22 protein-coding genes and 1 pseudogene are annotated in these 13,427 nt (G+C 31.3%); 22 read left to right on the forward strand and 1 reads right to left on the reverse strand.

All coding sequences use genetic code 11. The features are described from left to right. Window positions 1–7 precede the first annotated feature (7 nt). The 17 genes from N8O43_RS00280 (at window position 8) to N8O43_RS00360 (ending at window position 9,274) form a co-directional block, all read left to right on the forward strand. Window positions 8–460, forward strand: coding sequence for a tetratricopeptide repeat protein (locus N8O43_RS00280; RefSeq protein ID WP_261088978.1), 453 nt, complete (start codon window positions 8–10; stop codon window positions 458–460). Between the two features lie 241 nt (window positions 461–701). Next, entirely contained in the window at window positions 702–1,157 is a 456-nt protein-coding gene (locus N8O43_RS00285; protein ID WP_261088979.1) for a hypothetical protein, read from the forward strand. 141 nt (window positions 1,158–1,298) lie between these two features. Continuing rightward, window positions 1,299–1,694 carry an SMI1/KNR4 family protein gene (locus N8O43_RS00290; RefSeq protein WP_261088980.1) on the forward strand — a complete coding sequence of 132 codons (396 nt, stop codon included), beginning with the start codon at window positions 1,299–1,301 and terminating at the stop codon, window positions 1,692–1,694. A 373-nt stretch (window positions 1,695–2,067) separates the two neighbouring features. Further along, window positions 2,068–2,550, forward strand: a complete 483-nt coding sequence (locus tag N8O43_RS00295) for a hypothetical protein (protein ID WP_261088981.1) — start codon at window positions 2,068–2,070, stop codon at window positions 2,548–2,550. 52 nt (window positions 2,551–2,602) lie between these two features. Then, complete coding sequence (locus tag N8O43_RS00300) at window positions 2,603–2,917, forward strand: hypothetical protein (protein ID WP_261088982.1); 315 nt, start codon at window positions 2,603–2,605, stop codon at window positions 2,915–2,917. A gap of 538 nt (window positions 2,918–3,455) precedes the next feature. After that, the gene (locus tag N8O43_RS00305; RefSeq protein ID WP_261088983.1) at window positions 3,456–4,145 is read left to right on the forward strand and encodes a hypothetical protein; all 690 of its coding nucleotides are present in this window, start codon (window positions 3,456–3,458) and stop codon (window positions 4,143–4,145) included. 145 nt (window positions 4,146–4,290) lie between these two features. Continuing rightward, window positions 4,291–4,641 (forward strand): Imm10 family immunity protein, encoded by a 351-nt coding sequence (locus tag N8O43_RS00310; RefSeq protein WP_261088984.1) that lies wholly within the window; start codon window positions 4,291–4,293, stop codon window positions 4,639–4,641. A gap of 109 nt (window positions 4,642–4,750) precedes the next feature. Further along, entirely contained in the window at window positions 4,751–5,266 is a 516-nt protein-coding gene (locus N8O43_RS00315) for an SMI1/KNR4 family protein (RefSeq protein ID WP_261088985.1), read from the forward strand. A gap of 235 nt (window positions 5,267–5,501) precedes the next feature. Further along, a complete protein-coding gene (locus N8O43_RS00320) occupies window positions 5,502–6,035 on the forward strand; it encodes a hypothetical protein (RefSeq protein ID WP_261088988.1) in 534 nt (177 codons plus the stop codon). A gap of 218 nt (window positions 6,036–6,253) precedes the next feature. Next, window positions 6,254–6,577: a DNA polymerase III gene (locus N8O43_RS00325; protein WP_261088989.1), complete on the forward strand. Its 324-nt coding sequence runs from the start codon at window positions 6,254–6,256 to the stop codon at window positions 6,575–6,577. Window positions 6,578–6,739: 162 nt separating this feature from the next. Beyond that, complete coding sequence (locus N8O43_RS00330) at window positions 6,740–6,874, forward strand: hypothetical protein (protein WP_261223649.1); 135 nt, start codon at window positions 6,740–6,742, stop codon at window positions 6,872–6,874. Continuing rightward, window positions 6,849–7,277 (forward strand): DUF2750 domain-containing protein, encoded by a 429-nt coding sequence (locus N8O43_RS00335; RefSeq protein ID WP_261088991.1) that lies wholly within the window; start codon window positions 6,849–6,851, stop codon window positions 7,275–7,277. The genes N8O43_RS00330 and N8O43_RS00335 overlap by 26 nt, the downstream gene beginning before the upstream one ends. Window positions 7,278–7,279: 2 nt before the next feature. Then, entirely contained in the window at window positions 7,280–7,699 is a 420-nt protein-coding gene (locus tag N8O43_RS00340; RefSeq protein WP_261088993.1) for a DUF2750 domain-containing protein, read from the forward strand. 122 nt (window positions 7,700–7,821) lie between these two features. Further along, window positions 7,822–7,944, forward strand: a complete 123-nt coding sequence (locus tag N8O43_RS00345; RefSeq protein WP_261089455.1) for an RHS repeat-associated core domain-containing protein — start codon at window positions 7,822–7,824, stop codon at window positions 7,942–7,944. Between the two features lie 88 nt (window positions 7,945–8,032). Next, complete coding sequence (locus N8O43_RS00350) at window positions 8,033–8,377, forward strand: hypothetical protein (RefSeq protein WP_261088994.1); 345 nt, start codon at window positions 8,033–8,035, stop codon at window positions 8,375–8,377. 54 nt (window positions 8,378–8,431) lie between these two features. Further along, window positions 8,432–8,629, forward strand: a complete 198-nt coding sequence (locus tag N8O43_RS00355; protein ID WP_261088995.1) for a hypothetical protein — start codon at window positions 8,432–8,434, stop codon at window positions 8,627–8,629. A 225-nt stretch (window positions 8,630–8,854) separates the two neighbouring features. After that, a complete protein-coding gene (locus N8O43_RS00360) occupies window positions 8,855–9,274 on the forward strand; it encodes a hypothetical protein (protein WP_261088996.1) in 420 nt (139 codons plus the stop codon). 1,072 nt (window positions 9,275–10,346) lie between these two features. Here the strand turns inward: N8O43_RS00360 and N8O43_RS00365 are convergent. Beyond that, window positions 10,347–10,544: pseudogene (locus N8O43_RS00365) on the reverse strand (hypothetical protein). A 159-nt stretch (window positions 10,545–10,703) separates the two neighbouring features. On the opposite strand from N8O43_RS00365, the gene N8O43_RS00370 reads away from it, so the two are divergent. The 5 genes from N8O43_RS00370 to N8O43_RS00390 are packed head-to-tail and all read left to right on the forward strand — an operon-like array spanning window position 10,704 to window position 13,414. Further along, window positions 10,704–11,345, forward strand: a complete 642-nt coding sequence (locus N8O43_RS00370) for a peptidylprolyl isomerase (protein ID WP_261088997.1) — start codon at window positions 10,704–10,706, stop codon at window positions 11,343–11,345. Window positions 11,346–11,354: 9 nt separating this feature from the next. Further along, entirely contained in the window at window positions 11,355–12,440 is a 1,086-nt protein-coding gene (locus N8O43_RS00375; protein WP_125394038.1) for a toprim domain-containing protein, read from the forward strand. A gap of 50 nt (window positions 12,441–12,490) precedes the next feature. Then, a complete protein-coding gene (locus N8O43_RS00380; protein WP_000152419.1) occupies window positions 12,491–12,724 on the forward strand; it encodes a DUF5965 family protein in 234 nt (77 codons plus the stop codon). Continuing rightward, on the forward strand, window positions 12,721–13,104 hold the full coding sequence (locus N8O43_RS00385) for a DUF5945 family protein (RefSeq protein ID WP_261089001.1): 384 nt from the start codon (window positions 12,721–12,723) through the stop codon (window positions 13,102–13,104). The genes N8O43_RS00380 and N8O43_RS00385 overlap by 4 nt, the downstream gene beginning before the upstream one ends. Before the next feature lie 37 nt (window positions 13,105–13,141). Next, on the forward strand, window positions 13,142–13,414 hold the full coding sequence (locus N8O43_RS00390) for a hypothetical protein (RefSeq protein ID WP_261089002.1): 273 nt from the start codon (window positions 13,142–13,144) through the stop codon (window positions 13,412–13,414). Window positions 13,415–13,427 lie beyond the last annotated feature (13 nt).

Consider the following 13,427-nt stretch of genomic DNA (forward strand, 5'->3'; position numbering starts at 1 on the left):
AGAAATTATGTATTTAGATCAAGTAAATTATGAATTAAACGAAAAAATCAATGATTTTGTATGTAACTCAAATGATGCTACTACGCCGGAGAAAAGCATTGATATTCTGAATCAAGCATGGGAACTTTTACCCAAACCAGCCACTCAATTTGTTGAACCTACTTCAGCAATCGCCTGTGGTATTTCCGAAAATTATAAAAATTTAGGTGATTATCAAAAAGCCCTTGAGTGGATGTTAATTGCACTTGAGGCACGAAAAGATGAACCTGCAGCAGGTGTGTTTATATGGACAGGAATCGTTTATTACGAATTGGGTGATATGGAAAATGCATATAAATATTTTGACCTAACTTATAATGAGCTACGTTACACACCTTTCTCTATGGAAGACAAAAAATATTGGCAATTTTATAAGCAACGTAAAGAAGAATTAAATCCTAAGAAAAAAACTAAGAAGTAAGATTCGATATTTTCATACGACCTTACTATCTTCTTTGAGGTCGTATGAAATGTTTTCTCTTTAACAATCTCATCACTAGTCAGCATGAAGGTCGTTTGGGACGGCAGGTATACCTATCTCTATACCGTTACCGACAACTATGAACTCCTGGCACTGGTACACAACTGCACCAACTAAGATGGAGAAAACCGACAACAAAACAAGATTGGATTGATTGTTTAACATAATAAGGAGTAATATTATGAATAAAATATTAGGATTTATAAAGAATAATTTATTAGAAGTATCAGGTAATCTTCAAAACAGTCGATGGAAAATTATTCAAGATATTTCAGTAGCACAAAGATATGCATATCAGCAGTATGATTTAGAGACTGTTTGGGCGGATTCGCGTGAATCGAACTCACTAATTTTAAAGCTATCTACAGATGAAGATGACAATTTTTGGGATGAATATGCTGTTCCTGCAATTGAAAAAAAATTAAATTCCTTGAACTTAGAGGAGGGATTAAAAGATAGTTTATTTAGTGATATAGATGCCGATTTATTTAATTGTTATTTAAATAACAAATATAAGAAAAATCATCCTTTTTGGAATATGATAGAAGATGCTTATTTTAAAGGATTTTGGCCTTGTGGATGGGAAGGTAAATATCCTGAGGGGAAGCTTGTCGTTTTTAAATTAAACTATGCTTAAATAAAAAACATCGTTCAGCAAGAAGACCTGGAGGTTATATAACCTATGACGTGGATTCCCATGGCAGATTGAGCCCCAAGCAAATTAAACAAGCACTAAGTCAAAGTTATAAGTATTTCAAAGAACAAGGAGCACTTTAAAATGAATAAACATGAATTAGAAGCCTTATATACTCTAAATGATCCTGCTACTAGCCAAGCTATAAAAATGTTACCTCCAGAGTGGCATAGTTTATATCCTTCATATCTTCAATTTTTAGAACTAAGCAATGGATTATTTGGAGATGAGATAACCCTTTTGGAGGCCGAGGATATCCAACAAAGGAATATTGACTATGAAGTAAAAGAATATTTGCCGAATTTTCTTATGATTGGAGATAATGGTGGAGGGGTTGCCATTCTGATGGATAATAAAAATCAAAATATTTTTGCTGTCGGCATGGGAGTAATGAGTGAAGACGCCTTAGAAAAAATATCATCTTCTTTAGAAGACTTTCTATTAGTAAAAAAAGGATTGTTTAATTATTTAGAAAACTAGTTCTAGCCCGCACACCCCAAAAACACAGGTTGGGTACAACCAAGCAAGCCGTAGCCCGTACGAAATCTCCAATCCTGACGTGGGGCGTGTGCGGTACGCACGAACGCGGCTTCCGCTTTTTAGACGGCTCGAAAACCAAACCCACTTCGTTTGGGACGGCAGCCATTTACTGCAAGAAGCCAGCTCGGACGGCAGATATACCTATATCTACACCGATCCCGACAGCTACGAACCTTTGGTACTGGTCCGCGCTGGCATGTAGCTACTGCCAAAATAGATGGAAATCTTATTCAAGAAAGAAATAATGGGAATGGTACATTATTTTGGAAGCCCTACAAAGATAATATAACCGAACAACATAGGAAATAGTATCATGACAACTTTAGAAAATAAGATCTTTACTTTAAAACAGAATCATTTAATGAAAAAAATGAAAGAAATTCAATTTTTAAATAATTTAATTTCAGATTCTGAAAAAATTATTCCATATCCACTTTCATATGAAATAATAAATCGTACTTTTATCCCCTATAGAAATATAGAATTATCAAAAGAAAATTTTAGTTTGTCGATAAAAAATAAACTATTAAATTTTTTAGCATCAGAGGAAAATGATATTGCTTATGTATACTTTTATGGAGGAATAAATGATTCGGCTGAAACATCAATAGAATTATTCCCCTTGTTTATTATCAAAATAAAAAATATTAACAATTGGCTAGAATTAATAAACAAACCTAATTTTTATTGTTTAAAATTCTTTAGTCATAAAATAGATAAAGTTATCGATATATCTCTACTCGGCAATGAGGAAGATGTGTTATCTATTTCTATTGGAGTGAACGCAAATAAATAAACTATTCCAGCAGAAGCACTCCTTTGCTTTGTATAACTTAAAGGTGGTTATCATGAAAGAATTATTAGAAAAACTAGAAAACTTACCTTCTATCTTAAGTATTGAAGATGAATTATTTTTTATTGATAGATTACAAACGTTACCTATTGATGAAATTAGTAAAAATAAAGAAATATTTAAGAGAATTATCTCAACTATACAAGAGTCTCACCAAGACAACGGGATATTTGAAATAACAGATGAAAATATTGAGATTTTCTTTGAATTTGTTATCTGGATTAGAAATTTAAAAAAACTATATAACCTTGATTTTGAGAAATATATAGATGGGTTAGATACAAATTTTGATGGTTCACAACAAATTTGATCTTCAACCGAAATGCCTAGTAAAGTACAAAGCACCTTAACACTAGGTAAAATACTTAATATATAGGAGATAGTTATGAAAAAATCCGAGTAATTTAAATTATGTGAAGAGTTGCAAATTATTCTAGATAAAGAATTAAAAGCAGGAAATACTTTACTTGAATTGCCATGTTGTACGAACTAGCCTCATGAGGGAAGTATTTTTGTATCACTAGCAAATAGACTAACCGTTGGTAAGGAAGTTTTAACAGATGATGTTTATTATTCTATTAATGATGATATTCACTATGGCTGGATTGATGAATGTTTTTGTAAAATTCATCATGATTTATTAGTCGCAGGCAACTTAATTATAGATAAACATAAATGATTTTTTAAGTAATTGTAGCTTGTTAAGAGAAATTGTGTTCTTTAATAACTCGTTTTCCACGGCTATTAGGAACAACTATTATCGAAGGCAGAGCTGCACCTCAAGGTTTGGGGTTGCCTAGTGGACAAACACAAAAATATATGAATGACTTAGAAGGGTTAATAAGACAATGAATCAGGAGCAATTTATAAAAAAGATTAATATAGTTTTAGTCGAAATTGATAAAATGATTAATAATTGTGATGAATATAGTTATACAAATAAACAGCAGTTGATTTCTATAAAAAATGAACTATATGACATGATTAATTATCTAAATTCAGAAACTATTTTTCAACCAAAAAAAGGAAAAGAATTTTTATTATCTCGGATAGTAATTGATTCTTGGCCATTTAATAATGAGGTGGGTAAACTCCTTGTAGAAATAGAAAAAGATTTCAATTCTTTGACAAGAAAATATATAAACATGTCTAAGTTAAAAATTTTTCTTGAAACTCCTTTAGACTTTCAAGAAAAAAATATTTTTGACAAATGGGAAGTCAGTTACCTTGATTTGATGGAAGTTAATCAAGGTTCTCCCTTAGTTGGAAGTTTGTCCATTAACGGTCAAGTTATTATTCAAGAACAGGGTTTTGGAGGGCCTTTGTTGTATTTCAATAGAAAAATTTATATTCCAGTTTTCATTAGACGATTTTGGGTTGTTGGATTTAGGCTTGCAGTATTAAATTTAGATGATTTATCAATTGAGTATATTGGAGGTATCGAAGACTTGGTTTATCTGAAAGAGATAAAAGATAATAGAATTTATTTCTATACAGATATCTATAAAAGCACAGAAAAGAATTTAACTTTAAATTAACAAATATATCTCAAGAATATGCTGTAAACAGCATAGCCAAAGGACTTCCATGTTAATTAAATTTAAAGAATTTATTCAAAAGTATTGGATAAGTATTATAATCCACCTGGAAAATATTAAGTAACAATATGATAAGGAATTGTTTATGGAAATTATTTCAATAAATACGTATTACAAAATAGAAGATGATATTCTTACCATTGCATTTGCAGATAGTGAAAAACCTAACCCTGATAATTACTTAATCTTGCAAAGAGAAGTTGACGACTTAGAATACTATTATTATGAAATTAATAGTCAACAATATTCAGGAATAGGTGGTTTTAAAAGGGTAGAAATTTATTCCAATAAATTAGTTATTTATTTTCAAGAGAAACAAAAAATTTATCAAAATAGTATTGAAAATCTAATTATTACTTATAAACCTGATAAAAGATTAAATGAATTTATTGAGTATATTTTTGGAGAATCTGATTGTAAAGTTGTAGTTTACTAAATTTAAAAAAAATTGACGGCATAGCTACAATATCTAAAAAAATAATAAAAGGATTAGGAAAATATTGAAGGAAATATCTTTCTATCATAAATTTATGGAGTATACTTTTATGTTCAAATTGAAATTATTTCCCGAGGACTTTTTTAATATATGTATTAAGCGTAAAGTGGAAATTAAAAAGTTAGATAAACTTCCTAAACTGGATAATAACTATTTGTTATTTATTACTAAATATCAGGAGGTAGAGATAATACCTGATATTTCCCTTTTTAATTATGAAGAGGCTTTAAATGAAAATAGATACTTAGAGTGCCATTATCCCGAAATATCAAGGTGTTATTGGAGTATTGGACAAGCAGGACAGGGAGATGGATGGTTTTTAAATAAAATAGATAATACTATTTTTCATTATAATCATGATACTGGAGAATATACCAAACCTGGATTTACAAATTTAGGGATAGGTTTCCCACAATTTATCCAGTTGGCTTTGTTATACCGAGATTTAGAACACCTATTAGATGAAGGAGAGACACTTACGGATAATATAAAAACTGAGTTTATAAATTCAGTAAATAGTATAAGTAATAATTTGTTTAATGTTTATCCATTTAAATATTTTTAATTGGAATAATTCAAATTCTATCAATAAAAATGAGAAAAGGCTCGCACAAAAACATTTAGGAATAAAATCAAAAAATCAATTTGAAACTTCAGTTTGTAAACGATCTGGTGTAAAACAAGGTAGAATTATGCCAAGTAAACGTCAAATAGATGTTTGGTAAGGAGCTAGAAAACTAAGAGAACAGGCTCAGCAATATTTGAGATCTTTAGGATATAAAATTTTAGGAGGTACTAAAATGTTAGGTGAATTAAAAATCATAGATGAATTTGCGGATAAATTTGATTTTCGAATGTTTGGTCCAGCTCTTTTAGAGAAAGAAGTTAGTTGGCCTGTAGATTATAATGGAAACCCTATGCTGTTTTTTATGGGGCTTCCTGCAAATTTATTAAATAAAAAGCTAGATATTAACTTGTATTGTAATATCTTTATTACTTACGATCATGAAGATGATCAACATTTATATGATTTGAGCGATAAAAATCCAGAGCCAAATAAAAGTTCTTGTGTAATTTTAAGTGATATTCGTTCTTCAAAAATAAAAAAGGTAAGCTGTATCGAACCTAGCAAAAAACTTTCAATCAGTGAGTCTGGTGATGAGGTACCATACTGGCTACAAGATCCTATTCAGAAACCAAATATGTCATTTCAATTCCAAATATATGCAGGAGAGATAGATAATATGTTCCAGCAAGATTTTGGAGATGAGTTTTATTATTTTTTCTGTAATGAAAATTGTTCAGAAGGTAATGTTTTTGTTCAAATTACCTAATGAAATATGTAGAGAAAAAAGTACCTAAGAAAACCTTAAGTCCTGACGTGGAGTGTGTGCGATACGCACGCATAAAGTTTTGCTGTTTAGACGACCTCAATACTTTCTTGAGGTTTTCCGAAATATCAGTTCTTTATTAATCCGATTACCGTTCAACATCAAGGTCGTCTGAAATACAACTTTCAGATGACCATACAGATTCCTGAGGAGATAATATTATGGATTTTGTTTTATTTGATCACCAACTATTATTGAACAGAAGTAACGATATTGATTATAAAAAAGGTATTATGAAATCCACTATTTCATTAATGAATTTTCTTAAAAAAAATGATTTACTCATAGGTATTGATCCTTTTAATGAGGACGGTTCTATTAAAGAAAATATCGTTATTAGAAAGTCTAATGTAACTGATGAAGGATTCCAATTATTTGTTAAACCAGTAAATAATTGGTGGAATGCTTTGGATAGGGGGACTCCTCCCGAGAAAGTTACTATTTTGGAGAATGGGTTGAAAAAAATTCGTGCTGCGAAAAAGTAATTTTATATTTTCAGACAGTCTCAATATATCTTTTGAGGCCGTCTGAACTATTTGTTCGTTAAAATCTCATTACCATTAGCAATAGCATTCTATCTAGAGGTCGTTTCCCCTGATTGCTGAAAAACTAATTGACATAGACAAATACAGGGAAGAATATATATTATGTTGAAAATATTAAATAATTCGTTAAATGGGATTGTATTGGGTAAAAATGTGGTGGAAAATCTGAGCAAGAAATCAAAGATTCACGGAAATAGAAAGGATTTAAATAATGAACCTGCCAAAAAAAGCAATTGATTCAATTGTTAAATTATCAGCTAAAGAAAGATTGGATTATTCTATTAAAACTATATCCGGTACTGAAACTTTATACCTATTAGATGGAAAAGATGACTGGATATGTTTGCAAGATGATGAAGGAAAAGAATACCTAATGATCTTTCCAGAATCTGAGTTTGCAGAGTTAGCTCTCCAATGGAATCCTCAAGCATTGAGAATAGATGAAATGGAACTAAAGAACTTCCTAGAAGATACTGTTCCTTTAATGCCTGAAAGTAATATTAGATTAGCTATTTTTCCTATAGATGAAAAAACAGAAACTATTATTTTGGATCCAATTGAATTTGCTAAGATGATCAATGATTATTTTTATGAGTGGTATGGGGAAGAATTTGATTTACCTTATTTATTAGGAGGTTAACAATGGTTTTACATAAAAAAGCAATAAATGCAATTCTTAATTTGTCCAGTCAAGAACGTTATGAGCATACTTTAAAAAGGATAACTGACTCTGGAGCTTTATATGTTTTAGCAGACAAAGACGGAGATTGGATATTATGGGGAGATGAGAAAAATTCATCTTTAGCCATATGGCCTGAATTAGAATTCGCAAGAATTATGGCACAGTCTGAGGATAAGAATTCTGATATTTATGAAATTGAGATAGAAGAATTTTTAGAGTATGGGATACCATGGTTAATAGAGAATAATATAGGTATAGCTGTCTTTCCGATTCCTAATAATCCTGAAACTATTGATATGAAGGCTATTCAGTTTGCTGCCTCAGTCAATAAAATCTTAGATGAAAGTTATGATGAGGCCTTAGATTTACCCTATCTTTAAACGAATAGTCAGTTCAAGATCTAACCAAACCGTAAGGTCGCCTGAAAAAGGATGAGCGAGTTTACAAGGATGCGCATCAGCCGTTCCGCCTGCAAAACCAGTATGCCGGCCGTGAAACGGGGCTGCACTACAACTTCTTCAGGTATTATGAGCCTGAAGCGGGTCGGTTTGTTAATCAGGATCCGATTAGATTCGGAGGGAAACTAATTTATATCAATTTGGATTTAATACTACCTTATGGATAGATATTTATAGTTTATCTGGTACTCTAACAATTCACTCAAGTGGTAGATCTTCAGGTTCTTCATCATTAAATTCATCAGGAGGTTCATTATGAAAATTAAAGCAATTATCCCATTTCTTATGAGTATAATATCATCTGGTTGTTCGTTAACTAATAATGAAATTGATATTAATGACATTTGGAATTTTAAAATTACTATTACTGGAGCTCAAGAAAATAGACAGGCTCATTTGACAGGTTTACTTAGCAATAGTGCAATGGGAATATCAAGTATAGAAACTACTATTTACAATGACAATGAATTAAATGTTGTTTTATTTCAGAAACTAGCAGGATCAAAATATTCTGGGAAATTAGACAAAAGAATTATTATTGTCAAAAATATTAGTAAAGTTACTTTTGGCTCTGCAAGGGAAATCATATGGCATAACTAACTAGCCTAGACGGAATCAAACTCCAATACTACCTGTAAAATATAAAAGGGTTATTTGAAATACTTTTTTAGATACCCCATCCCCTTCCCACTGGACGAGGTGGAAGACGCCAACGGCAACCATCAGCGTTTCGTTGATCATCCGCTGAACGGTCTGCCGCAATACGTCATCAACGGCAACGGACGGGTATTCTCGCTGAACTTCGGCAATGTGGCTGATGAGCAGTCGGCCTTGTTGGAACTGTTGTTCTAGTTAGTGTTTGTATATATTCAACGGCGGGAGTGTGTTGTGCTTTTGTGGTAGGAGGAAGTCTTGTAGGATCAATGTGAAGTTTAATATTGATATAGGAGCATGATAATTATGAGCAATAGTGATTTTTATATACAAAATATGATTGAAGCTTCTTTAGAATAAGAAGATTTCAGTCAAATAATTATACTACTAGATTCGCTACCATCTAAAAATATACGTAGAGCATTGTATTTATTATCAAAAATATTCCCAAATAAAATAGAAATTACTGAAAATGAATTTAAATTTATTAAATGTATATTATCCAATAATAAATTTATAGTAGTTCAAAGCATCTCTGATTTTCTGAGAGCAATATCTATACTCAACTTTAATGACCTACAAAAACAGGATATTACTGATTTGATTTTTCAAAATCTAAATGTTTTAAGCAAAAATTGTGATTTTGAGTTAAATATACTAATAGCAAAATTAATAGAACCCAATAAATTTTTTATGCAAGTTGAGAAAATTAAAAATAATTTAGATGATTATTCAAGAAAATATTTATTAGATTTTATTTTTTACGAGAAAGAATATCTTGAAAATGGCTTTAATGAAGATGAAATAAATGATTTCATAAAATTCTTGAGCAATCCTAGATAAAATAGCAAGCCGTAGCCTAAATGAAACCTCCAATTCCGACGTACCTAAATGGGAAGACTTAGTAAGGATGAAATTGATTGGATTAGATCCAAAGCTGACTGCATTGACCCAATAGTTTCTTCAACAGACGAATTACTAGGAATTAGAAATCATGAAAATTCTAGAGAACAAAAAGAACAATATCTGAGTGAGAAAAGGTACTATTGGTAATTTTGTGTTTTTAGTTTTACAGAGTGTAGTGTTATTGGAGTAAATTATTAACTAATTTAGTAATAAATTAGTTTACCTTTTTTAAAATAGGAATTTGGTACAAGACAGTATATTCTTTCGTTCTAAAGTGTTATTTAAATGTTGATTCTATCCCTTTCGTTCTATAATATAGATGCTTGCTAGCACCACATGAGGAGAAATCATGTGGGATATTATCAGTTGAATAAGTAAGAGTATAATCTACATCTCCAAAGTAGGAGTGGCTAGTTCCAGCAGAAAGACCTTCATAGGTTTTATAACTGAATAGATTGACTTACTTTGTTGTCGAATTTTTCCTGTTCTTCAAGTAATTCTAAGGAGTAGACGACAACTTTAAAATCAAATAAGCTAAAAACGCTCTAAAATCATTAAATTGACATAAAAGTGTTTTTTATTGTCAAAATATACAATTGAAAAATTTCCAGTTTTTTTAAAATCACTTTCTTAGATGACAATTTAATCAAAATATGATATAATACAGAAAAAGTAAAAATAACAAAAGTAACTTACAGAAGTAAAAGAAAAAAAAGTAAATAGATAGCCACGGCGGATATTCCTTGCATCGTTTAGAAGGAGTTGCTGTGGTTATCGTTGTTGCTGAGCTAATTAATTGCTCTTATTATTTAGATGAAGTTACTTTTATTATTGAATTAATTTGAATAATAATAACGATCAATGAAAGTACTCATCGATATTCCCTTTATGCAGTTTAGAGCACAAAGGAAAATAGTACTGATTTGATCGTTTTTTTCTGTATTGACATCATAAAACACAGTAAGAACCTTCAGTCATAATAAACAAGGAGGTAACATGAGATTTGTTGTCAAAAGACTTTATCTGAATCTAAATTCGGATAAGTTTTTTTATTAGCCTTGATTCTTTCATATACTTCATAACTAAATTGGAGTAATAATTTATGAAAATCGTTATCCTCACTATTATTACTTGTATTTATGGCTTATTTATGTCGTTCAATATGAGAAAGAGCTCTTCTCAAATTTTCTTCTTTTAATTTGTTCATATTTATATTATAAACTGAAGACAGCTAATTTTGATATTTTTCTCTGAACTGTACGATTTTGCGCCTGAAATGTAGGAATTACCTTTCGTTGTGATGTGATAAAACTTACAAGTTCTTTTTGTTATTCTTGACCTAGTTTTTATAGAAAGAAGGTCTAAGATGTTAAATAAAGTCAAAACTAAAGCCTTAATTAGTGTTGGAGCAGTGGCTGCGACTAGCTTTATTCTCATGATGGGATATACTGCTGGTCAACATTCTACTGCTAAACAAAGTCGCAAAGAAATCGAATTGGCTTCAGCTAAACTTGTAGAGGACAAACAAGCAGAAGATAAAGCCAGTATTTTGTCATCAGATACTGTAAAAGAATTTTTGACACAGTACTATACGAAAGAAAAGCTCGGAGAAAATAATACACGTATTCAACCTTATATGACTGAATCAGCTTATTCTCAAGAATTGTCAAGTCAAAATGATGCCATGAATCAAGTGTATAAGGACTATATTTTGGATTATCATTTTGAAAAAGCAGATATCTTTGTCAATCAGACTACGAATCAAGCCATTGCCATGGTCTCTTATAATGTAACCTATGTATCTGATTTAAAGAATGCCAACCAATCAAAGACAAATCAAACAGAAACCAGAACTGTTAAATTGTCCTATTCTAAACTACCTGGTAAGTTATTGGTCAACCAAGTACAGGTTTGGAAATCTGGGTTAGATGATTTAGATAAGGCAACTCCCAAAACTTTAGAAGAATCCTCATCTGTTCCATCATTACCAAATACTACAACAAAATGATGATATTGCATGGAAATAGAAGAATGTAAACAAATTTCAATTCTTGATGTAGCCAATCGTTTAGGTATCTCCTTTAAACAAGTTTCGAGCAGTGTCTATGAACATCCTGAACACGATTCATTTCGGATTTTTTCAACTACCAATACTTTTAAATGGTTTTCAAGAGATATTCAAGGTGATGTCATTGATTTTGTTCGACTTGTTCAGGGAATTTCCTTTAAAGAAGCTCTAGCCTTTCTTTCTGAAGAACCTTTTCAAAAAGAAGCTGTTCAAGAAAAAAGAGAGAGACCATTTTATTATCCTTTAAAGAGAATAGAAGATTCTAACTGTAGTCTGGCCAGATATTACTTAACAGAATGTAGAGGAATTTCAGAAGAAATCGTACAAAGGATGATTCAACAAGGTTTAATAGCACAAGCCAGCTGGAAAACAAATGAAACAGTTGAACCTGTTATTGTTTTTAAAATCTTTGATCATCGTCACAAGCTGCAGGCAGCAAGCTTACAGGGGATTTATAAGAATCACTCTCTTCCTAGAGAGAGGCTGAAAACGATTCTAAAAGGAAGCCATGGATATATTGGAATATCCTTTGATATTGGTAAACCAAATAGACTGGTCTTTTGTGAATCGTTCGTCGATTTGATGAGCTATTACGAACTTCATCAACAAAATCTATCTGATGTTCGTTTGGTATCTATGGAGGGATTAAAAAGGTCTGTTGTCGCTTATCAAACTTTACGACTGATAGCTGAAGAAAATCAGAAATTGGAATTTTTAGATACAGTAATACCTTCAAAGTTATTGCCTTTAATCAATACAATTCGTGATACAACCAGCTATTTTGATAATCATCCTGATTTATTGACACTGGCAGTAGATTGTGACGATGCAGGTAAAGATTTTTCTGATAAGTTATCTCAAGCTGGATTGCCTGTTTTACTGGATTTACCTGATAATGAATCTGGGAAAGAAAAAGTAGACTGGAACGATATTCTTCGAGAAAAGAAATCAGATTTACAATTGATGATCGAGAATGCAAAAGAGACATTTGGAAATCCACCAGTAAGACAAACCTCTCAATGTTTAGAATTGTGATAACAAAATCAAGATGTTTTAGCTAATATTAGAATGAAGGAGGATCGTATATGACCATTATTGAACGCTTAGAAGAAAAGGTCACTAGGCAAGAAAGTAAGGTAGCAAGAGAGACAGAAAAACTCGCTGCTTATAAAGAGCAACTGGAGACAGCGATGTTTGCGACGTTCAAAAGGCGTCAAAGCATTAGTCACATGAGTTTTGAAGAAGCTCTTGACCATGCATTTGGCAAAGAAAGACAATTCGATGATTCTGAATTTAGAAAGGATGAAATGAGTGAATGACAAAAGATTGGAATTTTAATCAACCATTGGAAAGTAAATCAGAAAATCAAGAAGATCCAGATAAAATTGCGGCCTTATTTGGAAATCATCAAGGAGCTAATGATGTAAATTATGAAGCAGCTTTTCAAAAGCGCAAACAAGCACCTGTGACGGAATCAAATTCTAGTTCTAAACCTAAAGTTACAGAGGTTAGAACAGGAAAAGAGACAGATATCACTACAAGTTATCAGCAACATCTTAAAAGGCTGATTGCGGATAACAATAGTGATATTCAAAGTAGTCAAAAGAAGATTGAAGAGCTACATACGTTGATTGACACAAAGAATAAAGACAATAAGAAATTGCAGTCCATTTATGATGCGATTTCCGAATTACACTAAGCAGTCTAAAGAGGCTGCTTTTTTTGAGAGGTTATAGATGTTTACAAAACTTTTTAAGAAAAATCACGACAATAGTGATGTATTTAAAAAGCTGATTCATAGACTATCTGATATGTCTGTCCAAGATCTTGAAAAAATAGACCGACTGCTAGATATCATTTTCACTCCAAATCAAGGATCAGAACAACTAAAAACAGAAGCAACTTATAGAGAAGAAACTTTGGACGACACATTAAAGGATGCTAAGAATCAACTTCATAAGGAACAATTGGAGAAGAATTTAGAGAGGTTTAGGAAAAATAGTCAATAACGCACCAATTTTG

The sequence above is a fragment of the Streptococcus mitis genome (assembly GCF_946190335.1).
Taxonomy (GTDB): domain Bacteria; phylum Bacillota; class Bacilli; order Lactobacillales; family Streptococcaceae; genus Streptococcus; species Streptococcus mitis_CH.

Bases quoted from the DNA above. Each gene is read 5' to 3' on its own strand.
- N8O43_RS00280 (WP_261088978.1), top strand. From the start codon at position 8: ATGTATTTAGATCAAGTAAATTATGAATTAAACGAAAAAATCAATGAT.
- N8O43_RS00285 (WP_261088979.1), top strand. From the start codon at position 702: ATGAATAAAATATTAGGATTTATAAAGAATAATTTATTAGAAGTATCA.
- N8O43_RS00290 (WP_261088980.1), top strand. From the start codon at position 1,299: ATGAATAAACATGAATTAGAAGCCTTATATACTCTAAATGATCCTGCT.
- N8O43_RS00295 (WP_261088981.1), top strand. From the start codon at position 2,068: ATGACAACTTTAGAAAATAAGATCTTTACTTTAAAACAGAATCATTTA.
- N8O43_RS00300 (WP_261088982.1), top strand. From the start codon at position 2,603: ATGAAAGAATTATTAGAAAAACTAGAAAACTTACCTTCTATCTTAAGT.
- N8O43_RS00305 (WP_261088983.1), top strand. From the start codon at position 3,456: ATGAATCAGGAGCAATTTATAAAAAAGATTAATATAGTTTTAGTCGAA.
- N8O43_RS00310 (WP_261088984.1), top strand. From the start codon at position 4,291: ATGGAAATTATTTCAATAAATACGTATTACAAAATAGAAGATGATATT.
- N8O43_RS00315 (WP_261088985.1), top strand. From the start codon at position 4,751: ATGTTCAAATTGAAATTATTTCCCGAGGACTTTTTTAATATATGTATT.
- N8O43_RS00320 (WP_261088988.1), top strand. From the start codon at position 5,502: ATGTTAGGTGAATTAAAAATCATAGATGAATTTGCGGATAAATTTGAT.
- N8O43_RS00325 (WP_261088989.1), top strand. From the start codon at position 6,254: ATGGATTTTGTTTTATTTGATCACCAACTATTATTGAACAGAAGTAAC.
- N8O43_RS00330 (WP_261223649.1), top strand. From the start codon at position 6,740: ATGTTGAAAATATTAAATAATTCGTTAAATGGGATTGTATTGGGTAAA.
- N8O43_RS00335 (WP_261088991.1), top strand. From the start codon at position 6,849: ATGAACCTGCCAAAAAAAGCAATTGATTCAATTGTTAAATTATCAGCT.
- N8O43_RS00340 (WP_261088993.1), top strand. From the start codon at position 7,280: ATGGTTTTACATAAAAAAGCAATAAATGCAATTCTTAATTTGTCCAGT.
- N8O43_RS00350 (WP_261088994.1), top strand. From the start codon at position 8,033: ATGAAAATTAAAGCAATTATCCCATTTCTTATGAGTATAATATCATCT.
- N8O43_RS00370 (WP_261088997.1), top strand. From the start codon at position 10,704: ATGTTAAATAAAGTCAAAACTAAAGCCTTAATTAGTGTTGGAGCAGTG.
- N8O43_RS00375 (WP_125394038.1), top strand. From the start codon at position 11,355: ATGGAAATAGAAGAATGTAAACAAATTTCAATTCTTGATGTAGCCAAT.
- N8O43_RS00380 (WP_000152419.1), top strand. From the start codon at position 12,491: ATGACCATTATTGAACGCTTAGAAGAAAAGGTCACTAGGCAAGAAAGT.
- N8O43_RS00385 (WP_261089001.1), top strand. From the start codon at position 12,721: ATGACAAAAGATTGGAATTTTAATCAACCATTGGAAAGTAAATCAGAA.
- N8O43_RS00390 (WP_261089002.1), top strand. From the start codon at position 13,142: ATGTTTACAAAACTTTTTAAGAAAAATCACGACAATAGTGATGTATTT.